The 26,041-nt window shown below is 69.5% G+C and carries 17 protein-coding genes; 7 read left to right on the plus strand and 10 right to left on the minus strand.

Annotated elements, in window-relative coordinates:
* Window positions 1–5: 5 nt before the first annotated feature.
* The 7 genes from PYV00_RS08015 to PYV00_RS08045 form a co-directional block, all read right to left on the minus strand.
* A complete protein-coding gene (locus PYV00_RS08015; RefSeq protein WP_275227762.1) occupies window positions 6–5,198 on the minus strand; it encodes a beta strand repeat-containing protein in 5,193 nt (1,730 codons plus the stop codon).
* 8 nt (window positions 5,199–5,206) lie between these two features.
* Window positions 5,207–6,934, minus strand: a complete 1,728-nt coding sequence (locus tag PYV00_RS08020) for a ShlB/FhaC/HecB family hemolysin secretion/activation protein (RefSeq protein WP_275227763.1) — start codon at window positions 6,932–6,934, stop codon at window positions 5,207–5,209.
* Between the two features lie 228 nt (window positions 6,935–7,162).
* Entirely contained in the window at window positions 7,163–7,918 is a 756-nt protein-coding gene (locus PYV00_RS08025; RefSeq protein ID WP_275227764.1) for a hypothetical protein, read from the minus strand.
* Entirely contained in the window at window positions 7,893–9,932 is a 2,040-nt protein-coding gene (locus PYV00_RS08030; RefSeq protein WP_275227765.1) for an adenylate/guanylate cyclase domain-containing protein, read from the minus strand. Before PYV00_RS08030 ends, PYV00_RS08025 begins: the two co-directional genes overlap by 26 nt.
* Before the next feature lie 7 nt (window positions 9,933–9,939).
* Window positions 9,940–13,062 carry a CHAT domain-containing protein gene (locus PYV00_RS08035; protein WP_275227766.1) on the minus strand — a complete coding sequence of 1,041 codons (3,123 nt, stop codon included), beginning with the start codon at window positions 13,060–13,062 and terminating at the stop codon, window positions 9,940–9,942.
* Window positions 13,063–13,206: 144 nt separating this feature from the next.
* A complete protein-coding gene (locus tag PYV00_RS08040; protein ID WP_275227767.1) occupies window positions 13,207–15,435 on the minus strand; it encodes a CHASE2 domain-containing protein in 2,229 nt (742 codons plus the stop codon).
* A 327-nt stretch (window positions 15,436–15,762) separates the two neighbouring features.
* Complete coding sequence (locus PYV00_RS08045; protein ID WP_275227768.1) at window positions 15,763–16,668, minus strand: UTP--glucose-1-phosphate uridylyltransferase; 906 nt, start codon at window positions 16,666–16,668, stop codon at window positions 15,763–15,765.
* A 128-nt stretch (window positions 16,669–16,796) separates the two neighbouring features.
* Here PYV00_RS08045 and murA point away from each other — a divergent pair, with 128 nt between their 5' ends.
* Both murA and PYV00_RS08055 read left to right on the plus strand, forming a co-directional pair.
* A complete protein-coding gene (gene murA / locus PYV00_RS08050; protein ID WP_275227769.1) occupies window positions 16,797–18,077 on the plus strand; it encodes a UDP-N-acetylglucosamine 1-carboxyvinyltransferase in 1,281 nt (426 codons plus the stop codon).
* Between the two features lie 81 nt (window positions 18,078–18,158).
* The gene (locus PYV00_RS08055; RefSeq protein ID WP_275227770.1) at window positions 18,159–18,386 is read left to right on the plus strand and encodes a hypothetical protein; all 228 of its coding nucleotides are present in this window, start codon (window positions 18,159–18,161) and stop codon (window positions 18,384–18,386) included.
* A 68-nt stretch (window positions 18,387–18,454) separates the two neighbouring features.
* Here the strand turns inward: PYV00_RS08055 and PYV00_RS08060 are convergent, their stop codons facing one another.
* The gene (locus tag PYV00_RS08060; RefSeq protein WP_275227771.1) at window positions 18,455–18,679 is read right to left on the minus strand and encodes a ribbon-helix-helix domain-containing protein; all 225 of its coding nucleotides are present in this window, start codon (window positions 18,677–18,679) and stop codon (window positions 18,455–18,457) included.
* A 59-nt stretch (window positions 18,680–18,738) separates the two neighbouring features.
* Between PYV00_RS08060 and PYV00_RS08065 the strand changes: the two genes are divergently transcribed.
* Window positions 18,739–19,293: a DNA-3-methyladenine glycosylase I gene (locus tag PYV00_RS08065; RefSeq protein ID WP_275227922.1), complete on the plus strand. Its 555-nt coding sequence runs from the start codon at window positions 18,739–18,741 to the stop codon at window positions 19,291–19,293.
* 49 nt (window positions 19,294–19,342) lie between these two features.
* On the opposite strand, the gene phbB is transcribed toward PYV00_RS08065, so the two are convergent.
* Together phbB and PYV00_RS08075 are read right to left on the minus strand one after the other, a co-directional pair.
* On the minus strand, window positions 19,343–20,065 hold the full coding sequence (gene phbB, locus PYV00_RS08070; protein WP_275227772.1) for an acetoacetyl-CoA reductase: 723 nt from the start codon (window positions 20,063–20,065) through the stop codon (window positions 19,343–19,345).
* Window positions 20,066–20,267: 202 nt separating this feature from the next.
* The gene (locus PYV00_RS08075; protein ID WP_275227923.1) at window positions 20,268–21,017 is read right to left on the minus strand and encodes a hypothetical protein; all 750 of its coding nucleotides are present in this window, start codon (window positions 21,015–21,017) and stop codon (window positions 20,268–20,270) included.
* Window positions 21,018–21,335: 318 nt separating this feature from the next.
* Here PYV00_RS08075 and PYV00_RS08080 point away from each other — a divergent pair, with 318 nt between their 5' ends.
* Genes PYV00_RS08080 through holA form a run of 4 tightly spaced genes read left to right on the plus strand, consistent with a single transcriptional unit; the run spans window position 21,336 to window position 25,901 of the window.
* Complete coding sequence (locus PYV00_RS08080; protein WP_275227773.1) at window positions 21,336–21,800, plus strand: DUF3576 domain-containing protein; 465 nt, start codon at window positions 21,336–21,338, stop codon at window positions 21,798–21,800.
* A 26-nt stretch (window positions 21,801–21,826) separates the two neighbouring features.
* Entirely contained in the window at window positions 21,827–24,349 is a 2,523-nt protein-coding gene (gene leuS, locus PYV00_RS08085) for a leucine--tRNA ligase (RefSeq protein ID WP_275227774.1), read from the plus strand.
* Window positions 24,346–24,849, plus strand: a complete 504-nt coding sequence (lptE, locus tag PYV00_RS08090) for an LPS assembly lipoprotein LptE (RefSeq protein ID WP_275227775.1) — start codon at window positions 24,346–24,348, stop codon at window positions 24,847–24,849. Before leuS ends, lptE begins: the two co-directional genes overlap by 4 nt.
* On the plus strand, window positions 24,846–25,901 hold the full coding sequence (gene holA / locus PYV00_RS08095; RefSeq protein ID WP_275227776.1) for a DNA polymerase III subunit delta: 1,056 nt from the start codon (window positions 24,846–24,848) through the stop codon (window positions 25,899–25,901). Before lptE ends, holA begins: the two co-directional genes overlap by 4 nt.
* Window positions 25,902–26,041: the final 140 nt, after the last annotated feature.

Here is a 26,041-nt window from a genome sequence, read left to right on the forward strand (position 1 = left end):
ATGCGTCACCGATCTTGTCCCCCACTTGTGCAGCCCGCCGAATCGTCCTTGCCGCAGGCGTCATCCCACAAGTCGTCGTTACCTACTCCGGTCACAGGCTCATCAACAAGCGGAAGCAGCGTATCAGGCTGATTCTCATCGGCTTCAATCGCCAGGAAGAAATGCACTGACGGTTTGGGCGGTTCGACTTTCTGAACAATTTCCGGGCCGCGCAGAACGACTTCGTTGATGGGTGGCAGTGGTGTCGGCGTGGGTGTGGGTGTCGGCGTAGGCGTCGGTGTCGGTGTCGGCGTGGGTGTGGGTGTCGGCGTAGGCGTCGGTGTCGGTGTCGGCGTGGGTGTGGGCGTCGGCGTCGGCGTTGGTGTCGGTGTCGGTGTGGGCGTCGGTGTCGGCGTAGGCGTCGGTGTCGGTGTCGGTGTCGGCGTCGGCGTCGGAGTGGGCGTCGGCGTCGGAGTGGGTGTCGGTGTCGGCGTGGGTGTGGGCGTCGGCGTGGGTGTTGGCGTCGGTGTCGGTGTGGGCGTCGGCGTGGGTGTCGGCGTAGGCGTAGGCGTGGGTGTCGGCGTTGGCGTTGGCGTCGGTGTCGGTGTCGGCGTTGGCGTCGGTGGAGGGCTCGGCGACGAAGGAGTGGGCGTATGCCCCGGCGGAGTTGGCGTCGGCGTCGGGGTCGGCGTCGGGGTCGGCGTGCCACAAGGCTGGCCGATCACGCAGCCATTGATCGTCGAGAGCGGGTCGAACAGGCCGCCAGCCGCCGCGGGGGTGCCGTTGATGATCACGGTCGGGATCGTCTCGAGCCCCGTCACCGGATCGCCCAGCGCATCGATCGTCACACCGTTGATCGCGATGATGGTGTCGCCGGACGCGGTGTTGATCTCCAGCCGCGATGCCTCGAACCCGCGGCGGTCGGCATATTGCGTGGTCGCGCCGGTGTTCTGGATGAACAGGCCGTCGGTGGGATTGGCGATCACCGTGCCGGCCAGGATCGCGGGCGCACCGTCGGGCGTGGGCGTCGGCTGGTCGAGGATGGCGGTGATCTGCGGCGTGGTGCTGGCCGCGTCGATCAGCGGGATCATGTCCGTGGGCGCGACGAAGATCCGGTCGGCGGTGAGCGTGAGCTGGCCCTGGCGCAAGCCGCCCGACGCCGCCATGGCCACCCGCCCGATATCGGAAGCGATCTCGATGCGCGTGGCCGAAAGATCGAACGCGTCGAACGCGCCGCTCGTCTCCAGCGCGACTTCGCCGTAGACGCCGATCAGCCCCGGCGTGGTGATCGAAAGCCTGCCGCCCGTGCCCAGATTGCCGGTGACGCCATAGACCAGCCCCATGTCGCGCACGATGATGTCCGAGGGAATATCGGACATCGCGGTAAAGCCGATCGCCTGATCGGCGCTGAGCCGGCCGATCTCGGTCTGGTCCAGGCTGTAGCCTGACGGATTGGCCGCCCCGCCCAGATAGCTGACGCGCGCAAGGTCGGTATTGCTGAGCGCGATCGTCTGCGTCCGGCCGCGCTCGCCGATCGCGCCGGCCGCGCCGATGGCGATATCGCCCGAGCCAATGCTGATTTCCGCCGCCGAGACCAGCGCGTCGAGCGTGGCCAGCGCCGGGGCCGAGATCATCACGACGTCCTGCGCGATCAGGTCCGCGCTGGCCGTCACGCTGGTGCCGGCGAACAGGTTGATCGCCTGCCCGTGCACCGCGCCGCTGTTGGCGATCTCGCCGCCGCTCGACAGGAAGACGATCCGGGTCGCATCCGCCGTGGCCAGGTGCAGATCGCCGGCAGTGCCGATGCGCAAGTCGCCATCGGTCGCGTCGGCATCGGCGAAGGACAGCGCGCCCAGCGAGCTGATATCGACATCGGTCCCGCTCACGGTGACGAGCCCGGCCGATAGCAGGCTGCCGGTCACCTCCACCGTCCCGCCGCTTGCCGTCAGCAAGGTGGTGCCGCCCGAATCGAGGTCGCTCAGCGAAATGCCGTTCGGCGCGATCACCGAGGCGTCCTGTCCCGACGAGATCGCCCCCGTGGCGGTGACGCTGTCCGCGCTCTCGATCGCGAGGGCCAGCGTGGTGGCAAAGCTCGCCCCCCCGGTCAGCGCCATGCCGATCGCGCCGGTGGCGCCGAGCGTGCTGGCGCCATCGACCGTGAGCGTGCCGGTATCGATCGCCATGCCGATGCCGCGCCCGTCGGCGCGGGCCGCGTCGCCCAGCGCGGTGGCGGTGAACGATCCGCCGATCGCCAGCGCGCCCATGGGCGCGGCCAACGCATCGTTGATGGCGATGAAGCCGGTGGTGCTCGCCCCCGTCTCGCCGCCTGATCCGGTCCCGCCTGTGCCCGAAGCCGCGAGCGTGACGCTGCCGAGAACCTGCGCCGCGCCATTGGCCAGCGCGAAACCGGCCGTGCCGCCTTGGCCCAGGCCGCCCGCCCCGCCTCCAGTGGTGGCGCCGCCAAGGCCGCCGGCATCGACCGCAAGATCGTTCGCGATCGTGAAGGTGCCGCCGTCGGCGCCGACCAGCGCGGTGTTGCCCTGGCCCCTGCCGCCCGCGCCGCCGTCATCGCTGGTGCCGCCAAGGCCTTGCGCGGAAACCGTGGCGCTCCCCAGGCCGACGGTGCCGTCGCCGGCCTGGAGCAGCGCGCCGCCGCCCGTGCCGTCGCCCGCGAAAGTGACGGGGGCGGTCAGGTCGGCATGGCCATCGGCCGAGATCCGCAAAGTGGCGATGTCGATGCTTGACGTGCCCGATGCGCCCGGCGCGGTACGCACCGTGGCTTGCCCGCCCGTCGCATCGAAGCCCCCGCCCGCGACGATATCGCCAAGCGCCCATTCCCCGGCGTCGGCCGAAACCTGCGCCGTGCCATCGACCTTGATCGTGCCGCCCAGCGCTTCCAGCGTGGCGAGGCCGCCCGTGGCGTGCGCCGGGCTGCCAGTGCCGCCATAGGCATTGGCCTCCACCAGCAGGTCGACCGGCTGCGCCGAAACGGGCGACACGGTGATGCTGCCGCCGTTGCTGCTGGTCACGCTCGCGCTGCCGCCCAGCACTTCGCCGCTCGCCGTCAGCGAGCCGACGCCCGAGGCCCGCGCGGTCACGGTCATCCGGCCGGCTGCGATCGCGCCGCCATCGGCCGTGACCGTGGCGAAACCGCCGGTCAGGTCCGGGCTGGTCACGGCCGTGGCGCTCAAGCTTTCCATCTGCATCCCGGCCGCGGCGGACACGTGGAGCGTATCGGCGGACAGTGTCGCACCATTGTCCACCATGAGCCGCGCGGTGCCGGCCACGGCCGAATTGCCCGCCCCTTTCTGCCCGGCGAAGCTGTCGGCGATCAGGTCCAGCCCGTCCTGCACGCGCAGCGTCTGGCCGCCGGTGACGTGCAGCGAGACCGAAGGCGCCGCCTGCGGCCCGGCGCTGCCGGCGACCGTCGCCGAGCCATAGCCTTCGCCGCCATAGGCCTGCGCCGAAAAGCTGGCATTGCCCCAGGTCTGCGAATGGCTCTGGATGAGCACCGAGACGGTGCCGCTGGTCGCGTCGCCCGCCTGCTCCCCGCCCGAGCCGCCATGGCCGCTGGCGATCAGGCCCAGGCTGGCGAGTTCGAACGTGCCGGCGTTGTCCGTCAGCGTCACCGTGCCGCCCGAGCCGCTGCCCGAGGTTGTCGTGCCGGTGCCGCCGTACCCGGAAGCGACCGCCTGGAACATGTTGGCGGAAATCACCCCGTTGTTCGCGGCGGCGATCTCCACCAGGCCGCCGGTCGCATCGCCGCCGGCCCCTTCGCCGTTCGGCGCGCCATAGGCCGAGGCATCGGCCAGGATTGTGCCGGCCGCGATCCGCCCGCCATCGGCCAGGATCGACACGCTGCCGCCGCTCGCGCCGGTAGCCGGCGGAGCGGCGAAGGCCGAGGTATCGAGCGAGAGCGTGCCGGTGACGTCGATCGTGCCGGCCGGACTGAGCGAATCGGCGGCATCCGCCCGCACCGTGATCGCGCCGCCTTGCGCGACGCCAGTGGCCTTGACGGTGAGGGCATCGAAGCCGGCGGCATGGCTGACGATCCGCGCGCCCGGCACGGCGATGAAGTTGGCCGCCTGCCCGGCCTGGAGAAAGGCGGCGGCATCGAATTCGGCCACTTCGCCCGTGCCCGGCGTGACGGCGATCGTGCCCGATGCGCTGGCGGTGAGCGCGGAGGTGAAATGCGCGTCGGTGATGGTGATGGCGCTGCCCGGATCGCCTGACCCGCCAAAGCCCGGCCCCTGGCTCGCGGAAAGCACGATGGTGCCAGCCTCGTCCGCCGCCGACATGGCCGGCGCATAGCCGATCGTGCCGCTCAGCAGCATGGTCAGCGCATCGTTCTTGGGCACCGCGACGATGGCGATCTGCTGCGGATCGGCGGCGCCGTCGGTCGCCGGGCCGCCGGTCGATCCGGTGTGCTCCACACCGTTCGCGTCGGTCGTGCCTTGCGAGACGACGATGTCGAACAGGCCGCCGTTGATCCTGATATCGGCCGCTTCGGCCGCGACCAGCGCGACCGGCCCGTTCGCCTGGATCGCGCCGCCCTGGACGATGCGCGGGGCGACGATGGCGACATAGGCCGAATCGGCCGACAGCGCGTTGAGCTGCGCGCCCGGCGCGATGCTGACGGCCGACGCGACATCGGGCACGCCGCTGAAGCGGATCGTATTGCCCGGCCCATAGAGCCCGCCGCCAGTGTCGATCTCGTTGGTGGTCAGCACCAGGCTGCCGACATGGAAGGCCGCCGTGCCCCCCACCAGGATGCCGCCGGGCGAATAGAACCAGATATTGCCGCGCGGCGTCCCGTTCAGCAGGCTTTCGACGGTGCCGTTGAACGCGATCGGCCGGTTGGTGGGATTGTCCGCGATATCGACCGGGATGATCCGGTTGAGCACGGTGAAATCGCCTCCCGCCAGACTGTCGCCACTGGTGAACGTCGCGGTCGTGCCCGAAGGCTGGAAATCGATCGTGCCGGTGGCGGCCTTGTCGCCCGGCGTCCAGTTGATCTGGACTTCCGGGCTGTTGACCACCACCAGCGTGCTGGTGCCGCCGCCATTGACATCGGCCGCGCCGACGACGACCTGGCCATTGCCCTGGAACGACTGCGCCCGCGCCGGCGGCTGGGCCAGCGCCAGCCCCAGCACGATCGCCAGAACGCTGGCGCCGCCAAGCTGGCGCTCGCGGAAAGCCGGCGTCGCGCCCTGTTGCATTCGGGGATTCATTCCGGCCTCCACGGAACCAGCCGCGCCCTGACGTTGAACAGGATGCGCACGTCCCCGCGCGTGGCGCGCAGCGGCGCGCGTTTCAGGGGAACCGCGAGCATCAGGTTCGCGTCGAGATGATCGCCCCAGCGCGCGCGCAGGCCGCCACCCGCCGAATAGAGGCTGAAGCTGTCCTCGCCCGGCGCGCGATCGTGGCTCCAGGCCCGCGCGGCATCGAGGAAGACGAACGGCTGCAACGCCACCGCGTCAGGCGAATGCGGCGTGCCCCGGCCATAGCGCAGCTCGAACCCGGCGCCTGCCCCGCTGTCGCCCAGCACCGCGCCCGGATCATAGCCGCGCCCGACGGTGTAGTTGCCCAGGCTGTACTGCTCGAAATTCAGCAGCGAAGCGTCGGAATACTGGATGCGCGGCGACACCGCGAGCGTGACCACCGGGTGCGGCCGATATTCCAGATAGCCCTCCCCCCGGATCACGAACGCGGTGGGATCGCCGAAGAAATTGCTGATCGGCACATGCGGCGCCAGGCAAGCGGCGATCGGCGCGCAATCGCCGCTCGCGCCCAGCGCGCCGATGCCTTGCCGCAGCTCGATCGCCATGCCGGCCCGCCAGCGCGGCTCGTTGGGGGTATAGCCGCGGTAGCCGGTCAGGCTGCGGCGATCGATCGCATCCGCCGTCAGCCGCGCATAGACCACGCGCAGCTTGTCTTGCGAAACCCGGATCGCGCCGAGATCGACCGACTGGTCGATCACGTCGAGCCCGCCCGCCAGCGTGATCGAGCGCGACTGGCGGCGCACCAGCGGATAGCTCAGCTCCAGATTGCCCAGCACCGTCTCGGTCTTGAAATCGCCGCCCGGCAGTTCGGGCTTGCCGGTGCCGTACAGCAGCCGGCCGCCCAGCCGCAGCCCGTCCGGGCCGAGCGCGAATTCGTGCCCCACCTGCACTACGGTCTGCTCGTCGAACTGGGCGGTGTTGAACAGGCTGAACAGCGTCTGGTCGCCCAGCCCGGTCACGCCGTTGAGGATAAGCTGGGCAAAGCCGCCCTCGCGCCCGTTCGCCCGGGGCCCCAGGTTCTGCACGCCGACGGCCAGTTCCAGCGGACGCCGCTCCACCAGCACGTCGCCGGTCACGTCGCCGGGCGCGCCGCGCGCGGGCCTGAGCACCAGCCGCACGCTGTAGCCGGGCAGATCGCCCAGCAGCAGCAAGTGCCGCTCGGCCCGGTTGACGTTGAACCACTCCTCGCGCGTCAGCCGGGCCAGATGCGCGGCGATCAGCTTTTCGCTCGGCCCCGCCTTGCCGCGCACTTGCACTTCGGTAAGCCGCGCGATCAGCACGTCCATGCGCACCGTGCCCGATTTGCCGATGCGCTGCGGCGGGATCTGCACGGCGGCGAGATAGCCCATGGCCCGCAGCGCGGTGGCGGCGCGATCGCGCACTTCGCACAGCGCCGCGACAGGCACCTCGCGCCCGGCCAGATCGCTCCAGGTATCATCAAGCGCGGCCGGCGGCACCGCGCGCAGGTTCGCGAAGGTCACGCTGGAAAAGGTCACGCGGGTTTGCGCGAAAGCGGGATCGGCCAGCGGGCAGGGGCCGCGCTCGATCCCGTCGTCCTGGACGATCAGGCGCGGACGCGCGACCGTGGGATTGGCGGCGTCCTTGCCGGCGGTCAGCTCCTCGCGCGTGGGCGGCACCGGCGCCTCCTGCGCCCGGGCGCCGGCCGGCGGCATGACCCACGGCAAGGCGGCACCGGCAAGCAGCAAGCCCGCGCGAACGCCGCGCGCACCTGCCCCGCCACCTTGTCCACGTGAGAGCGTCACAGATTTCCCCCCAAGCCGGCACCTGCCGCCCAGCCCCCCGGGTGCCCGCCGCGCGCGATGGTGCCAGCTTCGCGATGATCGGGCAAGCTTGGCGGCGGCGGCATCGGGGTGGGCCGGTGCCCCAACCCACCCGCCCGCCTAGTTCTTCGGGCTGGCCAGCGTTTCCGACAACAGGTCGAGCTGCGCGGTGCAGCCCTTCGCGATCAGCGCTGCGGCCAGATCCTCGGGCGATCCCGGCGCCTGGTCGAGCAGCGCGAACGTCACCCGGCGCGCCGGCGCGTCGCCCGGCCCGGCGATGGTGAACGCGGCGCCATCGCTGATCGGCAGCATGGTGACATCCCAGTTGCCGACCGTTTCCCGGGCCTTGAACGTCACTGTCGCCTGGGCCGCGCCATCGCCGGAGGCGATGCGGTAAACCGCCGCGCTTTTCCATTCGGGGCGCCACACTTGCACTTGCGTCCGGTCGAGCAGGCACATCGTGCCGGCGCGGCTGGCATCGAGGTTCCACAGCGAGGGATTGATGACCTTGCCGATCTCGCTCTCCGCGCCGCGCACCGCGCCGGTCCTGACGCGCGACGCGCTGGCGCGCCGGGTCAGCGTGTTGAACACCGATATGCGCGAAGGCCCGCCGGTGCTGCCCACGGTCAGCGTGGCCGGCCCGCGCAGCACGCGCGTGCCGCGACTGTCGAGGATCGTCACCGCATCGCCGGCCTTCAGGCTGATCCGCGCGGCATCCTCCAGCTTGCGCCCGACAGGGTATTCGCCCGCCGAAGGACCGCTGGAGGCCACGACGATCCCCGCCAGCGCGGCGACGGGCGCGGCCAGCGCGCCGGCCACGGCCAGCATGGCCGCGAGACGGGCCGGTTTCCTATCCCAGAACATAGGCATGAGCATCCCCCAACTCCTCGATGCGCCTTAGCAGGTTTGCCAGTGCCACGTCACCGGCGTGCGTGTCCGTGAGCTTTCGCACGATGGCGATCGCGCGCAGGCGATCGGGCGCGGCGCCGGTGTCGATCAGGCGCATCGCCTCGGCCAGCCGATCGCGGTCTTCGCGCGGGAAGTGGGGCGCCGGCTCGAACAGCTCGATCGGCCGGGAGCGGCCGCGCAGGATCACCCGGCCCATCGGCCGCCACCAGTCCAGCCCCGATCGCTCGGCCAGCTCGCGGCTGGCCATCATCGCCGAGCCGAGCAGCTTGTTCGCCGCCTCCAGCCGCGCGGCGGTGTTCATCGCATCGCCCAGCGCGGTGTACTGGATGCGCCGTTCACCGCCGAAATTGCCCACCACCGCCTCGCCGAAATGCATTCCCACGCGCGTCTTGCCGATCGGCGGCAGCGCGGGATCGACGCCCTTGCGGAACTCCTCGCCCGCCCGCCACATCGCATAGCCGGCCAGCGCCGCCTTGCGGGCATCATCAGGCCGGGCGATCGGCGCGCCCCAGAAGGCGACCACGGCATCGCCGACATACTTGTCGATCAGCCCGCCATGTTCGAGCACCACCGCGCTCAGCCGGTCGAGATAGTCGTTGAGCAGCCGCGCCACGGTTTCCGGCTCAAGCTGGTGCGAAAGCTTGGTGAAGCCTTCCAGGTCGCTGAACAGGATATAAAGCTCGCGCTTGGCGCCGGTCAGGCTGAGCCGTTCGGGATTGTCGATGATTTCCTGCGCGATGTCGGCGGGCAGGTATTTGCCCAGCGCGGTCTGGGCGAACTGGCGCTCCACCGCGGTGGACGCGCGCACCGTGGAGGACACCGCCAGGAACGCCAGCACCCAGCCGATGGCCCAGCCCACCGCGGGCGTGCCGATGGTGTTGATCCCCCATTTCTGCAACGCGAAAGGCAGGCCGCCGATCAGCGTGAGCTGCGCCAGCAGGAACGGCACCGCGCGCCAGACCCGCGCTTCGAGCAGGCTGGTGAGCGCGGCGCTCAGCACGATCGCCAGCGCCATCACCCAGCGCTGCCAGCCGAACACGCTGGTATAGCGCGCCCCGTCCAGCATCTGCGCGATCATTTCGGCATGACCGACGATGCCCGGCGGCGTCTCGGCATCGACCGAGGTGAGCGCGGTGTTCAGCCGGTCGATATCGACGATGTCGCCGCCGATCAGCACATAGCGCCCGGCAACCTGGCTGGCGAGCGCGGGGGCCATCGCCGGATCGGCGAACAGGTCGATCCGCAAGGTCGAATAGACCGGCCGATCGGCGAATTTCGGCAGGCGATAGCGCACGGGCCCGACATAACCGGCAAAAGCCCTGTCCTCGCCCGTACCCGCCGCCGCGACCATGGCCCGGCCCAGCAGCGGGGGCAGGCCGGGCACGATCTCGGGCCAGCTTCGCGTCACCCCGTCCTCGTTGTCGAAGCGGACGCTGGCGGGATGCGCGTTGCTGCCGGCCAGCCGCGCGACGAAGCTCTTGAGGAAAGTCTGCTGCTCGAACTCGATGCTGGTCGCGTTGGTCTCCTGCTCGGCATAAGCGACGAACGTGGGCGTCTTCATCGCGCGCAGCGCGGCGATGAGATCGGCGTCCTCGTCCTGCGGCTGGTCGAACAGGATATCGATGCCGATCGCCCTGGCGCCCATGCCGTCGATATTGCGCAGCGCCCGGGCCAGCAGGCCGCGATCGAGCGGCGATCGCTTGCGCGCGGCGATCAGCGTCTGGTCGTCATAGGCGATGATCTGGATGCGCTGATCCTGATCGACTTGCGGCGCATTGACGTAAGTGCGCAAGTCATAGAGCGAGCGTTCGGCATCGCCGATCACCGGCAGGCTCCAGCTGAACCGCGCGATGGCAAGCGCAAGGATCAGCAGCAGCACCATCACCGCGAAGCGCTGGCGGCTGGCGGCGCGCACGCTGCGCCAGCCTTTCTGGAGCAGTTCGCGCCCCGTCGCCTCGGCTTCGCGGAAGGCATGGTCCATCGCCGCGCTACTGGCCGCTCAGCGGCTTGGCGGCATCCCCGATGATCGCGAACCCGGCCCAGTAGAAGGGATGCGAGGTGAGCGGATCGTCCATCAGCTTGCGCTGGGCATCGCGCAGCGCCTCGCCCACGGTCGCGCCGGTATCGCCATAGAAGGTGTTGAACAGCCGCCGCGTCGCATCGTACGAATCGGGCGCCGGCCAGTGGCTGGCGATGACTTGCCGGCCGCCCGCCGCGATGAAGGCGCGCACCAGCCCGTCAAGCGACTGGCCCCCGCCCGAGACGACGCCGGCATCCCGCGTCGCTTCCAGGCTCGCGCCGCCGGCCGTGTCGCAGGCCGAAAGCACCACCAGATCGGCATCGAGGCGAAGATCGAAGATCTCCTTGAACGACAGCAGCCCGTCCGATCGCGCATCGCCGAACGAGGTGAGCAGCGCGGGCCGGACCGGGCAGCCGGCCCTGGGCGCCGTGACCAGCCCGTGCGTCGCGAAGTGAAGGATGCGATAGCGGTCCAGATCATCGCGCGCGAGGATCGCCTCGTCGGTGAACGCCTTGCCGGTGACGAGGTGCGAACGTGCGCCGCCGAAGATCGCCGAGGCGGTGCGCAGTTCGTCATCCGGGATCGGCTGGTTCCACGCCGCGACGGGCCATTCGCAGCCGATGTCGGTCTCGCTCTCGATCGCGCCGCGCACGCCGGGGGTCTGCGTCACCGGGCCCAGCGGGATGTTCTGGCCCAGCCCCAGATAGGTGCTCGCGGCCCGCGATGGCGGGGCATTGCGCGCGTCGCGGAAGCTGGCCGCCGAAAGCGCGGTGCTGATCGGGCGATCGCGGCCCAGCCAGTCGATCCCGGTGAAATCGTATTCGTCGCCGCCGGCATTGACCCGGTCGCGATAGGCCTTCGCCCCGGCGCGATCGGCGGTGATGAGGTTCAGCGGCAGTTCCAGCATGGCACCGTCCGGCTCGAAGATCAGGTGCTTCACCGCGCCCAGCTCGCTCGCCACCGGCGAAAGCAGCGCATCGAACAGTTCGACCGAAGCCTCGATCTCGAACGGATAGGTGGTCTGCACGCCGTTCAGCGTGACCGAGATGCTTTGCCGCAGCACCGAGACATATTCGTCAAGCCGCCGCGCATCGAGCGGCAGCCGCCAGCCTTTCGCCCCGGTCGGCGTGACGAACAGGGCATAATCGCCGCCGCCGATCTGGATCAGCTTGAAATAGGCCTCGCCCGGCCGCAGCGCGCCCTGCAGCTCGGCCAGCGTGATCGCGCGGGTGGCGACGGCGCGATAGGCGGGATAGCCCGACAGCGCATTGAGCACGCCAAGCTGCGCGGCCAGCAGCCGGTCGAGCCGGTCGCGCGTCGCCTCCAGCCCCGGCGCCGCGCCGCCCGCCTCGGCCGAGGCATCAAGCCGCGCCAGCGTGACGCGGGTGCGTTCCAGATCGCGCGCGATGTCGAGCGAGCGGCGGAACATCGTCGCCGCGTCGTCATCGCCCGATTCGAGCTTGCGCGATAGCTGCGCCAGCGTGTCGGCCGCGCCCGGCCGCGCGACGAGCTGGCCGGCGCGGAACAGCGGCTCGACCATGGCGGGCGCGGCCTGCCCCTCGCCCGTCAGGAGATCGAAATAGGGGCGGATCAGGTTTTCCATACCGACAAGCTGGTTGCGGCTCTGCGTCACGCTATCGACGATGCCGCCGAACAGCGCCATCGCCTCCGCCCGCTGGCCGCGCCGCGCAAGGAAGCCGGCAAGCCGCGCGCGCGCGACATTGACCGAGGCGCTGTCCGGGTATTGCAGTTCGACCAGCGCGAGCGCGCGGCGCAGCAGCGCCTCGGCCTCGGCATGGCGGCCATCGGCCTCATAGCTCAGCGCCGATTCGGACAGGATCTGCGCCCGCAGCCGGGTGATCGAGATCACGCGCCCGTCGCGCACCCGCAACGCCGCCGCATAGGCTTCGGCCAGATCGGCCCGCGCCTCGGCATTGCGGCCTTCCAGCCGGCGCACGGTGCCGCGCAGTTGCCGGGCCTGCGCGTCGATGATGCTGGCCCGCTCCTGCGGCGAAAGGCGCGTCGCCTGCCCCAGCAGCGCGGCCGGGCCGGCGCCGTTCGCGGCATTGAGCCCGGCGGCGAGATAAGGATCGATCGCCAGCGCGCCGTCCCCGGCCAGCGGCACGCCGGCCACGGCCGGCACCGGCCGGTCCAGCACGGCCAGCGCCTGATCCAGCCGGCGGCGGTTGAGCGCGTGGATCGCCTCGTAATTGCGGCCCAGCCGCGATTGCACCGGATCGGGCAAGTCCGCGGTCCGCGCCTCGGCGAACAGCCGGTCCGCCTGGTCGAACGCGCCCAGGTTGGAAAGCTGCAGCGCGCGGTTGATCTTCGCTTCGTGAAGCTGCGCCGCGCGCGATTCGATGCCTTCGGCGTCCTGCAGCAGCAGGGCGGGCGCCGCCGCGAACGCTTCGGCCGCCTCGGCATAGGCGCCCGCGCTGTTGCCGCGATAGCCTTCGCCAACCATGACGCTGGCGTCGGTCACGGCCGCGCGCGCGCGCATCATCGCCAGCGCGCCGCCCACGCCGACATCGGCCACCGCGACTTCGCCCGGCACGATCCGGTCGGCGACGAGATTGGCGAGCGTCAGGCGCAGCGCGCTGTCGTATCCGGCCAGCCCTTCGACCACGAAGGTCTTGTCCCCCACCCGCCGCGCATAGGATCGCCAGGCCAGCCCCGAGCGTGCGCCCCGGCAATCGCGAACCTCACCGCCGCCCGCCGCCGGGCTGGCCGCGCCGCATTCCAGCGCTTCCTCGCGCTGCGCGGCCATGCGCGCGCCGGCATCGCCGCGCAGCGCATAGGCGCTGCCGACGGGCAGCGAGACATCGCTGCACAGGATCATCCATTTGCGTTCGAACAGGGTCCGGCGCGCATCGCCCATGCTCACGCCCTGCGCCTCGCAGGCCGGGCCGGACGTGCCGACCGGGAAGCTTTCGGCGACCGAGGGGCGGGTGCGCGCGCCGGCCGCCATCGCCGCGACCGACGATCCCAGCAGGATCGCGCCGGCCACGAGCCCGAGCGAGGTTAGGCCAAGCCTTGCCACGTCGTCCAAAACCCCCCGCTTGCGCTGCGCCCAGAACGCGCCCTCGTCCATCGGTGGACGGACAGGCGGGCTTGCCACGGCAGCGCACTTCCCCTGTGGCACCTAATCACCTCCGCCGCCGCGCGACAAGTACGGTCTTGCCGCGATCTGGGCGCCGGCCCGGAAATGCGCGGGCCCGCGCGGCGCCAGGCGCACCTATTTCTCGGTCGCGGCGTAGACCATGTCCCAGTCCTCGGACGGCGGGTCCGCCGCGAGCCGGGCAATGCGATCGCGATAGAGGTGGTAGAGCTGTTCCAGCCCGAATGGCGCGGCTTGCGCGGCCAGGCGATCGGCCAGCCGTGCCGCCACCGTCCAGTCGCGCGCGCGGAACGCGGCCAGCATGTGCCCATGCGCCGCGGCCAGCGCGCGGAACGCGGGATCGTTCGCCAGCCGCTCGTCGCCCAGCAGCGCGTGCACGTCCTCGGGCCGGTCGCGCCCGACCACGCGGACGAGATCGACCGGCAGGCTGGCGAAGCCGGGCAGCCGCGCGGCCAGCGCGCCGCCCATGGCGATGGGCACGCCGTAAAGCTTGGTCAGCCCCTCGATCCGCGAGGCGAGGTTCACCGTGTCGCCGATCAGCGAATAGGACAGGCGCTGGGCCGAACCCATGTTGCCCACGCAGCACGGCCCGGCGTTGAGGCCGATGCCGATCCGCACTTGCCCCGGCCAGGGCTGGTCCGCCCGGCCCGGCATCTCGGCATTGAGCGCGTCCAGCCGCGCCACCATGGCGAGCGCGGCGCGCGCGGCGTTCTCATACTGCTCGGGATCCTCCAGCGGCGCGTTCCAGAAGGCGAGGATGGCATCGCCGATGAACTTGTCGATCGTCGCCTTGCGGGCCAGCAGGATGTCGCACATCGGCGTGAGGAAGCCGATCAGGAAGCGGATGATCTCGCTGGGCGCCATATCCTCGGACATGCGCGAGAAACTGCGCACGTCGCAGAACAGCACGGTCATCTCGCGCTCTTCGCCGCCCAGTTCGAGCTGGCCGGGATCGGCGGCGATGCGCCGGACCATCTCGGGCGAGAGATAGCGATCGAATGCGGCGTGGATATAGCTGCGGCGGCGTTCCTCGCGGTAATAGGTCAGCACCGTCATCGTCACGTAGACCGCCAGCACCGTGAGCATCGGGTAAGTCGGATCGAGCAGGAACAGCTCGCGGCGAAAGGCCAGCCAGCTTCCCGCCAGCGTCGCGGCGGCCAGCACCGCGCCGAGCAGCGCGCCCCTGGCCGCGCCCAGCCACGGCAGCGCAAGCAGCAGGACGAGCCCGAGCGCGAGGACCAGCGCCCGCTCCAGCCCCGGCGCCCAGTCCGGCCGCACCAGGAAGCGGCCGAGAATCATCTGCTCGGCCGCCTGCGCGTGCACCATCACGCCCATCTCGCGGCTGCTGACCGGCGTGGAGACCAGATCGCGCAGGCCGATCGCGCCTGTGCCGATGAAGACGATCCGGCCGGCGAAAGCGTCCTGCAGCGCTTCGGGCGAAAGCGCGCCCGACTGCACTTTCCACGCCGGCACGACGCGTTCGGGGCGCGGCTCGGTGTAATACATCCACAGCCGCCCCTCGGCCGTGGTCGGCACTTCGAACTGCCCGACCTTGAGCGAGACCACGTCGCTTTCCGCCCGGCCGCCGCCCAGGCTGCCCGAACCGTCGCTGGTCTTGACCAGGGTCGCGCCCGCGCCTTGCGCCACGCGCAGCGCCTCGATCGAGAGCGCGGGCAGAAGCTGATCGCCTTGCCGCGCGATCAGCGGGGTGGAACGGATGATGCTGTCGGCATCGCCCGAAAGCGTGAGCGAGCCATTGCCCGCCGCCGCCGCTTCCAGCCCCGGCAGCGGCAGCACGGCGTTGCGGTAGGCCGGCACGGCCGAGCCCGGCGCGGTGCCGGAAATCGCGAAGCCCGCCTTGGGCACGGCTTGCGCGCGGCGGGCATCGTTGGTCAGGAAAAAGCCCGTCACCACCGGCCGGCCGGCCATCGTGCGCGCCAGCAGGTCATCGTTGTCGGGCAGGCGCGACAGCTCGGCCAGGCCCGGCGCCTCGGGATCGAGCTGACGCAACTGCTCGGCGATCCGCGCGGGCGAGGTCCGGTCCGGCTCGGAAAAGACGATATCGAGCGCGACCACGGCGGCGCCCGCATCGGTCAGCCGCTGGATCAGGCGGGCCACTTCGGTGCGCGGCCAGGGCCACTGGCCAAAGCGGCGGATCGATTCCTCGTCGATATCGACGACGCGCACCGGCGCATCCTCATAGCCGCGCGGCGCGGCGCGCTGATAGGTATCGAACAGGAGCTGGCCGGCGCGCTCCAGCGGCGCGAACCCGGCGAACTGGAGCGCCAGCACGGCCAGCAGCGCGACCGCGCCGGGGGCCATCGTCGCCAGCCATTCGCTTCGCATCCACCGTGGCAACGGCATTGGCCCGATCCCCCCAAGCGGAGTGATTGTGGCCGATATCCGCGCGGGACGGAAGGGGCCCGGTGGGGAGCGGGCTGGCACCGCCCTGATTCAGCCGCGCTGGATCGGATCAAAAAGACCTGATCGCATCGCTTGCCAAGACGAGGGCGATGGGATGGCTGCGACCTGGTTCTCCACGCATAGGGGAGGTGGCTGCCCGCAGGGCTGACGAAACGGTGTCCCGCTGGCGGTGATACCCCTCCCCCGGCCGGGGGAGGATTTGCCAGCCGGCATGGCCGGGGCTGCGAACGATCCCAAGGAATTCCGGCGTCAGCCCAGCAGCCGCGCCATTATCGCGCGCACTTGCTCGCCCATGTCTTCACGCTCCAGCGCCAGTGCCAGCGTGGCCTCGACGAAGCCCAGCTTGGAGCCGCAATCGAACCGGCGGCCAGCGAAGGTCACCGCGTGGAACGGCTGGGCGCCGATCATCCGGGCCATCGCATCGGTGAGCTGGATCTCGCCACCCGCGCCCTTTTCCTGATTTTCCAGCGTGCGCATGACTTCGGGCTGGAGGATGTAGCGGCCCGAGATGATGAGGTTCGACGGCGCATCCTCCACTTTGGGCTTTTCGACCAGCCCTTTCACCTCGGTCAGCGTGCCGCCCAGGATATCGGGCGTTTCGCCCGGCGCGATCACGCCATAGCTCGATACTTCGTGCCGGGGCACTTCCAGCACCGAGATCAGGTTGCCCCCCACCGCGTTGTAGGCTTCCACCATCTGCGCCATGCAGCCGGGCGATCCGTGCATCAGCTCGTCCGGCAGGAAGATGGCGAAAGGCTCATCCCCCACCACCGCGCGCGCGCACCAGATCGCGTGGCCCAGCCCCAGCGGCACCTGCTGGCGCACGGTGACGAGATTGCCCGGCTGGATGCGCGTGGGATCGAGCGGCGCCAGCGACTTGCCGCGCTCGTTCATCGTCGCCTCAAGCTCGTAGGCGGTATCGAAATGCTCGACGATCGCGGTCTTGCCGCGGCCGGTCACGAAGATGAATTCCTCGATCCCCGCCTCGCGCGCTTCGTCCACCGCATACTGGATCAGCGGGCGATCGACGATCGGCAGCAGTTCCTTGGGAATCGCCTTGGTGGCGGGAAGAAAGCGCGTGCCCAGCCCGGCGACGGGAAAAACGGCCTTGCGCACGGGTTTGCGCCCAGGCGCAGATTGAACCGATTCGGACATAAACCCTGTCGTCGCTCCATGATGTTGCAGTGCGATTAAAGCCACTTCGTCAAAGCGTTGCAACCACGCAACGGTAAGCATGTTCCGCACCCGCTTGCCGCCTTCGCAATTCGCGTTAAAGCGCTGGGATGGACAAGATCATCATCCACGGCGGCAAGAAGCTTTCCGGCACCATCCCCGTTTCCGGCGCCAAGAACGCCGCGCTCACGCTGCTGCCTTGCGCGCTGCTGACCGATGAGCCGATGACGTTGCGCAACCTGCCGCGCCTGGCCGATATCGACGGTTTCCAGCACCTGATGAACCAGTTCGGCGTATCGACCACGATCGCCGGATCGCGCCCGGAGGATTTCGGCCGGGTGATGACGCTGGAAGCGACGCGAATCACCAGCAACGTCGCGCCATACGATCTTGTCCGCAAGATGCGCGCCTCGATCCTGGTGCTGGGGCCGATGCTGGCGCGAATGGGCGAGGCGACCGTTTCGCTGCCCGGCGGCTGCGCCATCGGCAACCGGCCGATCGACCTGCATCTGAAGGCGCTGGAAGCCTTCGGCGCGACGATCGAGCTGGCGGCCGGCTATGTCCGCGCGATCGCGCCCGACGGCGGCATTCCGGGCGGCAGCTACAGCTTCCCGGTGGTCTCGGTCGGCGCGACCGAGAACGCGCTGATGGCCGCCGTGCTGGCGCGCGGCACGTCGAGCCTGCACAACGCCGCGCGTGAGCCCGAGATCGTCGACTTGTGCAACCTGCTGGTGGCGATGGGCGCGGAGATCGAGGGGATCGGCACCGGCGATCTGGTGATCCACGGCGTGCCGCGCCTGCACGGGGCGACTTATCGCGTCATGCCCGACCGGATCGAGGCGGGCAGCTATGCCTGCGCGGCGGCGATCACCGGCGGCGAAGTGACGCTGGCCGGCGCGCGCGCCGAGGACATGGCCGCGACACTGCAGGCGCTGCGCGATGCCGGCGTGCATGTCGAGGTGGTGAAGGACGGCCTTCATGTCGCGGCCAACGGCAAGCTGCGGCCCGTGACGATCTCAACCGCGCCTTATCCCGGCTTTGCCACCGACATGCAGGCCCAGCTCATGGCGCTGCTATGCCGCGCCGAAGGATCGAGCGTGCTGACCGAGACGATCTTCGAGAACCGCTACATGCATGTGCCCGAACTCAATCGCATGGGCGCGCATATCGAGACCAAGGGCCGCACCGCCATCGTCCACGGCGTGCCGAAGCTGACCGGGGCGGAAGTGATGGCGACCGACCTGCGCGCCTCGATGAGCCTGGTCATCGCCGGCCTTGCCGCCGAGGGCGAGACGCAAGTGCACCGGCTCTATCACCTCGATCGCGGCTATGAGCGGCTGGAGGAGAAGCTCTCGCTGGTCGGCGCCGATGTGGAGCGCGTCGGCGACTGATCGCGGCTCGAGGCGCACCCGCGCCGGAACCCGCGTGCCCCGCGCGCGTTGTCCCTCTCGAAGTTCCAGAGGAGCAAGGCAATGGGCTTGATCAGATTGGCCGTGGCCGGTGCCGCCGGTTATGCGCTTTACAAATACGCGACGCGCGCGAAGGAACCCCGGCTGGCCTATGGCGGCGGCGACGGGCACTTTCCCGAAGTGCGCGATGCCGGACCCGAGGCGATGACGACCACGCCCCGGAGCTGGAGCAAGGTGGACGAAGCGAGCGACGAGAGCTTCCCCGCCAGCGATCCGCCTTCGACTTACTGATCCGCGCAGTCGGATGGTCCCAAGGGGCGGCTCCGAGAGGGGCTGCCCCTTTTTGGTGGCGCCCCCGCTCAGGGCGAAACCAGCCAGACGCGGATCGCGCTGGCCAGCCCTGGCGGCGTATCGGCTTCCAGCCGCGCGGCATCGACGCGGGCGACAAGCGCGTTGATCGGCACCCCCTCGCGCGCGGCGCGGGCTTTCAGCATGTCCCAGAACACCGGCTCCAGGCTGATCGAGGTCTTGTGCCCGGCGATCTCGACCGAACGCTTGACCGGCGGGTGGAAAGGGATCGCCATCGGCATGGTCTAGAGGCTAATCCATCGACGTGGAAGCAGCAGGGCAGGAACGTGACGCGATGACCGGATGCACCTGGGCCCAGGGCGATCCCCTGATGGCCGCCTATCATGACAGCGAATGGGGCGTGCCGGTGCGCGATCCCCGGCTGCTTTGGGAAATGCTGGTGCTGGAAGGGTTCCAGGCCGGCCTGTCATGGCGCACCATCCTGCACCGGCGCGAGGGGTTTCGCCGCGCCTTCGACGGTTTCGCCCCGGCCGTGGTCGCCGGCTACGGCCCCGACAAGGTGGACGCGCTGATGCAGGACGAAGGCATCATCCGCGCCCGCGCCAAGATCGAGGCGACCATCGGCAATGCCCGGGCCTGGCTGCGCATGGCCGAGGCGGGCGAGGATTTTTCCGGCTTCCTGTGGGATCTGGCCGGCGGCGCGCCGCGCATGGGCGATGGCCGCACCGTGCCGGCCAGCACGCCGGCCTCGCTGGCGATGTCAAAGGCCCTGAAAGCCAAGGGCTTCAAGTTCGTCGGCGCGGTCACGGTCTATGCCTTCATGCAGGCCGTGGGCATGGTCAACGACCATGCCCTGGATTGCCCGCGCCGGGATGCCTGCGCCGTCTAGGGCTGATCGCCATTCAGCCCCAGAGCGAGCGGGGAGGCTCCCGCCCGCATCAGTACATGTGCTGGCCGCCGTTGATGCTCATGGTCGATCCGGTCATGAACGAGGCGTTCTCGCTGGCGAGGAATGCCACGCCGCGCGCGATCTCATAGGCATGGCCCAGGCGGCCCACCGGGATCTTGGCGACGATCTTTTCCAACACCGCCTCGGGCACGGCGGCGACCATGTCGGTATCGATATAGCCCGGCGCGATCGCGTTCACCGTCACGCCGAACTTGGCGCCTTCCTGCGCCAGCGCCTTGGTGAAGCCGTGGATGCCCGACTTGGCGGCGGCATAGTTGACCTGGCCGTACTGCCCGGCCTGCCCGTTGATCGAGCCGATGTTGATGATCCGGCCCCAGCCGCGATCGCGCATTCCGGGGAACGTGGCCTTGGCCATGTTGAAACAACCGCCCAGGTTGATCCGCATCACCTCGTTCCAGTCCTCGAACGACATCTTGTGCAGCGTGCTGTCACGCGTGATGCCCGCGTTGTTCACCAGGATATCGATCGGCCCATAGGTTTCGGCCACCTGCTTGCAGCCTGCAAGGCAGGCTTCGTGATCGCCCACGTCCCACTTGTAGGCGGGAATGCCGGTGGCTTCGGTAAAGGCCTTCGCCTTCACGTCATTGCCGGCATAGTTCGCGATCACGGTGTGCCCGCGATCCTTGAGCGCGAGCGAGATGGCTTCGCCAATGCCTCTGGAACCACCCGTAACGATAGCAACACGCGCCATAGATATGCCTTTCTTTAAGCAATCCTCTTGAGTCATTGCTAGAAAATGCCGGGAAGCAGGGCAAGGGCGCAGCACGCGCCAAGACGCGAATAAACGCATCCGAAATTGCGCAAACTGCAACTGAAACGGGATTGCCCGGCAGGCATCGTCCCGGCCGGGCGGGCGGAGGCCCGACGGTGCCGCCTAACGCCCCGGCAAAGGCTCAGAAGCGGAACTGGGTACCGACGTAGACGGCCTGGTTGTCCTGCTTGCCGTCGGTCAGCGGCACCAGCCGCTCACGATCCTGCGAATAGCGCACGCCGGCGGTGACATCGAGATTGTCGGTCACGCGGTAAGCCCCGCCGACATCGACTTCACCCGCTTCGCCCGCGAAAGTGCGCGGGGCGCGTCCGGCGGCCTGCTTCTCATCGATGCTGATGCGCGGACTGAAGCGCGAACTGTCAGGCTTGGCGCCGGGCGAGAGGGTGTATTTCCTGAGATCGGGCAGATCGGCCACGCCGCGCCCCGAAGGCTGGACGAGATCCTGCGAGAAGCTGCGGTATCCGCGCGAAACGCCCAGGTTGAAGGCGGTGGGCGCGATTCGCAGATGCGCGCTGTCGCTATCGACTTGCGCCAGCTTCACCGGGCCGCGCACCGTGATGGTTTGCGCCGCGCCGGGATCGACTCGCACCGCCACGGTGATCGAACGATCCGGCCGGTTGGGCATACCGGCGGGCGTGAAGGGAAAGAGCTGGCCCTTGGCGAACGAACGCAGCGCCAGCGGGCGGGCCAGGCTGGCCGGCGGGGAAGCCGGGCCGATCGGGTCGATCTTTGGCGTCTGCTCGTCCGTGGGGCCGAAATTGGCCGTGAAGGCAAGCACCGCGCTGGGCAGCGCCAGCAGGCCGACGGCGCTGGCGAGCAGCAATCCGGCCGTCGTGCCGGACCGGGGGCCGCGCTTGCCGCTGAAGGCCATGACTTTCACTCGCTCCACTTTTTTGCCGTTGCCCCGCGCGCGGACTCGCCTTGCGCGCGCAGGCCTCTGAATCACTACTGAATCACTGCGCGGAGCTTAACACAGGATGATCGCCGCTCCCAGACCCTGCCGTGCCTTGCCGCGCGGGTCCGTTCAGCGCGGGTTTAGGCCGCCGGCGCCAACGCGGCCGGCGGGCGCGGCTTGCGGCCGATACGCGATGGCGTACTTGCCGCCGGGACAACGACAGCTATAGAGGCGTTTGATGGCGAGCGCTTCCGACGCACCTTTTCGCCAACTGCGACAGGAACTGGAACGACGATGACAGGGACCACCGATACTGGCCATTCCACCGGGCGCCTGCTGGCGCGCGTGGGCCTTTGCGCCGCGCTTGCCGTCGCGCTCGCAGGCTGCGGCGGGAAGAAGGAACTGCGTTCGCAAGTGGCGCCCTCGCAAGTCACGACGATCGGCGTGAACAGCTATCTGTGGCGCGCCAGCCTCGATGCGCTTTCGTTCATGCCGCTGCTGCAGACCGACAGCGCGGGCGGCGTGATCGTCAGCGACTGGTACGTCAATCCCGCCAACCCGGGCGAGCGCGTCAAGGTGACGGTGACGATCCTCGACCAGGACCTGCGCGCCGACGCGCTGCGCGTCGCCGCCAGCCGCGAAGTGGCCGCCGGCGGCGGCTGGGCGCCCGCGCCGGTCCAGGCCGCGACCGTGCAGAAGCTGGAAGACATCATTCTTACCCGCGCGCGCGACCTTCGGCGTAATTCGCTCGGCGGCTAGGCCGCCTGCAGGAGAATCTGGAAGTGATGAACGAGCGGTTCGATCCGGGCCGGGCAGACACGCATTGGCAGCGGGTCTGGGACGCGCACGCGTGCTTTCGCGTCGATGAGGCGAGCCCCAAGCCGCGCAGCTATGTGCTCGAGATGTTTCCCTATCCTTCGGGGCGCATCCATATCGGCCATGTCCGCAACTACACCATGGGCGACGTGCTGGCGCGCTACAAGCGGATGACCGGGCACGAAGTGCTCCACCCGATGGGCTGGGACGCCTTCGGGATGCCGGCCGAGAACGCGGCGATGGAAAAGGGCGTGCATCCCGGCGGCTGGACGCGCGAGAACATCGCCAACATGAAGGCGCAATTGAAGCGCCTGGGCTTCGCGCTTGACTGGAGCCGCGAGCTGGCGACGTGCGAGCCGGACTATTACGGGCACGAACAGGCGCTGTTCCTCGATCTCTATGCGGCGGGCCTGGTCTATCGCAAGGAATCGGCAGTCAACTGGGATCCGGTGGACCAGACCGTGCTGGCCAACGAGCAGGTGATCGACGGGCGCGGCTGGCGATCGGGCGCGCTGGTGGAAAAGCGCAAGCTTTCCCAGTGGTTCCTCAAGATCACCGACTTCGCCGAGGAACTGCTCGACGGGCTGGGCACGCTGGAGAACTGGCCCGACAAGGTCCGGCTGATGCAGGAGAACTGGATCGGCAAGTCGCAGGGCCTGCAGTTCCGCTTCCAGTCGGCCAATTTCGACGAGACGATCGAGGTCTACACCACCCGGCCCGATACGATCTTCGGCGCGAGCTTCGTGGCCGTCGCCGCCGATCACCCGGTGGCCCACGCCGTCGCCGCAACCTCGTCCGAGGCGCAGGCGTTCATCGAACTGTGCCGCGCGGGCGGCACCACCGCGGCCGAGCTGGAAACCGCCGAGAAGCTGGGCTTCGATACCGGGCTCAAGGTGTTCCACCCCTTCACCGGCGCCGAGCTGCCGGTGTGGATCGCCAATTTCGTGCTGATGGACTATGGCACCGGCGCGATCATGGCGGTGCCCGGCCACGACCAGCGCGACTTCGATTTCGCCACCAAGTACGGCTTGCCGATCGTGCGCGTGGTCGCGACCAGCGCCGTGGACGTGGACCGGCCCTTCGCCGGCGAGGCCGAGGCGGGCGACGGCATCCTGGTCAATTCCGGCTTCATCGACGGCATGGGCGTGGCCGATGCCAAGGCCGCCGTCATCGCCCGCGCGCAAGGTGAGGGCTGGGGCGAGGGCAGGACGGTGTGGCGCCTGCGCGACTGGGGTGTTTCGCGCCAGCGCTATTGGGGCACGCCGATCCCGTTCATCCACTGCGATGCCTGCGGCGTGGTGCCGGTGCCCAAGGACCAGCTGCCGGTCACGCTGCCCGAGGACGTCGATTTCCAGACGCCGGGCAATCCGCTGGCACGCCACGCCACCTGGAAGCACGTCGCTTGCCCGTCCTGCGGCAAGCCAGCGCTGCGCGAGACCGACACGCTCGATACTTTCGTCGATTCCTCATGGTATTTCCTGCGCTTCGCCAGCCAGCCGGCCGATCGCCCGTTCGATCCCGAGCAGATCGCCCGGTGGCTGCCGGTCGAACAGTATATCGGCGGTATCGAGCATGCGATCCTGCACTTGCTCTACGCCCGCTTCTGGACCCGCGCCCTGAAACGCATCGGGTTGATCGACGTCGCCGAGCCGTTCGCCAGCCTGTTCACGCAAGGCATGGTGACGCATGAGACCTATTTCCGCATCGACGATGCCCATGGCCAGCCGGTCTATTTCAGCCCCGGCGAGATCGAGCGCGGGGCCGAAAGCGCGGTGCTGAAAGCCGATGGCGCGCCGGTCGAGATCGGCCGGGTCATCAAGATGTCGAAGTCGAAGAAGAACGTCGTCGATCCCGACGAGATCGTCGCGACGTACGGCGCCGACGCGATCCGCTGGTTCATGCTGTCCGACAGCCCGCCCGAGCGTGACTTGCCATGGTCCGAAGCCGGGATCGAAGGCTGCGCCCGCTTCGTCCAGCGCCTCTGGCGCCTGTTCGGCCAGTACGACGCGGCCGCCACGGGCGAGGACAAGCCGCTTGACCGCAAGCGCGACCAGACCGTCGCCGCCGTGGCCGAGGACATCGAGGCACTGTCGTTCAACAAGGCGGTGGCGCGGATCTACGAACTGGCTTCCGCCATCGACAAGGCCGGGCCTTCCGCCAGCCGCTCGGCCGCGATCCGCGCGATCCTGCTGCTCGTCGCGCCGATGATGCCGCACCTGGCCGAAGAGGCCTGGGCGCGGATCGGCGAGGGCCTGATCGCCGAGGCGGCCTGGCCCCCGGTCGATCCGGCGCTGCTGGTCGATGACGAAGTGACCATCGCCGTGCAGGTCAAGGGCAAGCTGCGCGACACGCTGACTGTCGCCAAGGGCACCGCGCGCGAGGAACTGGAGGCGCTTGCGCTCGCCAGCGACAAGGTGCAGCGTGCGCTGGACGGGGCGGAAGTGAGGAAAGTGATCGTCGTGCCCGACCGTCTGGTCAATCTCGTCGCGTGAAACGGCTCGCCGCCTTGGCCGGCGCGCTGATGCTGGGGGCCTGCGGCCTCCAGCCGATGTACGCGGGTGGCGGCAACGGCGCGGTGGCGCGCGGGCTTGCGACGATCCAGGTTTCCGCGATCGAGGGCCGCGCCGGCTGGCTGGTGCGCAACGCGCTGGTCGATCGCCTGCAGGCGGGCGGCGGGAACGAGGCGCCGCGCTATCGCCTGGACGTGCGGCTGGATGACAATCTCGAAGGGTTCGCGCTGCTCTCCGACGACACGATCGGGCGGGAACGCCGGACCTTGCGCGCACGCTACCAGCTGGTCGACGTCGCCAGCGGCGCGATCGTGCTCGATGCCACGGCCGGATCGGACGCGGGCATCGACGTCGTCTCGTCCGACTACGCCACGATCGCGGCCGAACAGACCGCGCTGGAAAACCTGTCGCGCGACGTCGCCGACCGCATCGTCACCAGCGTCTCGCTGCAATTGCGGGCGGGCGAGAGCGGGAGCCGGTGAAGGCCACGCAGAAGGATTTCGCGGGGCTGGCGCCGCGTGCCGCCCGCGACGCGCGCATCTTCTTCTTCTGCGGCCCGGACGATGCCGGCATCCAGGACGCGGCGACGAAGCTCGCCGCGCTGCTTGCCGATCCCGGTGAGCGGATCGAGCTGGCCGGCGCGGACTTGCGCAAGGATCCCGTGCGGCTGGGCGACGAGGCGCGATCGAATTCGCTGTTCGGCGGCACGCGGCACATCTGGGTGCGCGCGCAAGGCGACGAGGCGCACGATGCCGTGGCCAACCTGATCGACAGCGACGTGGAGCCCTGCCCGGTGCTGATCCTCGCCACCGGGGCGACCGACAAGTCACGCACCGCCAAGCTGCTGGCCACGCGGCCCGATTCGCTCGTCGCCATGTTCTGGCCGCCCGACCTCAGCGCCGTGACCGCCGCCGTGCGCACCATGGCCGGGCAGGCCGGGCTGCGCATGGGCAGCGAGATCGCCGAGCGCATCGCCGCCGCATCGGCGCTGGACACGCGGATCGCGCGATCGGAGATCGAGAAGCTGGCGCTCTATCTCGATGCCGGCCCGGAAAGCCCGCGCCCGGTCACCGCGCGCGATCTCGATGCGATCGGGGCGCAGGCCGAGGATGACGATTTCGCCTCGCTGGTCGATGCGGTGCTGGGCGGCCCGCGCGAATCGATCGCGCCCGAGTTCAAGCGGATGCGCGATCTCGGGCTCAACCCGGTCGGCCTGCTGCTCGCGTTCGAGCGGCGCGCGGCGCAACTCGCGGCGCTGGCCGCGCGGCTGGGGCCTGGCGGCGATATCGACGGGTTCCTCAAGGCCGAGGCGGGCGCGCGGCGCATCTTCTGGCGCGATCAGGCAGCGCTTTCGGCGCAGTTGCGCAAATGGCGCGGCCGCCGGCTGGAGCGGCTGGCCGAGCGGCTGGTGGAACTCCACCAGATCCTGCTGGCGAACAGCCAGGACGCGGAGTTGCTGCTGGCGCAAGGGCTGGCGGAGATCGCACGGATCCAGCAGCAGCCCGCCAAACGCCGCACGAGCGCCACCGCTTGACGGATTTTGCCTTTGGTCCGGCGGCAATTTGCGTTAGGGAATAGCCCCTATCGCATTGCAACATCCGATTTGGATTAAATTTTGCGTGCGAACGGGGCCACATTGCGTGGCTGTGTCGAGAACAGCTTTGGGGTGGATGC

It is taken from the genome of Novosphingobium album (ex Liu et al. 2023), assembly GCF_029076845.1.
GTDB lineage: Bacteria > Pseudomonadota > Alphaproteobacteria > Sphingomonadales > Sphingomonadaceae > Novosphingobium.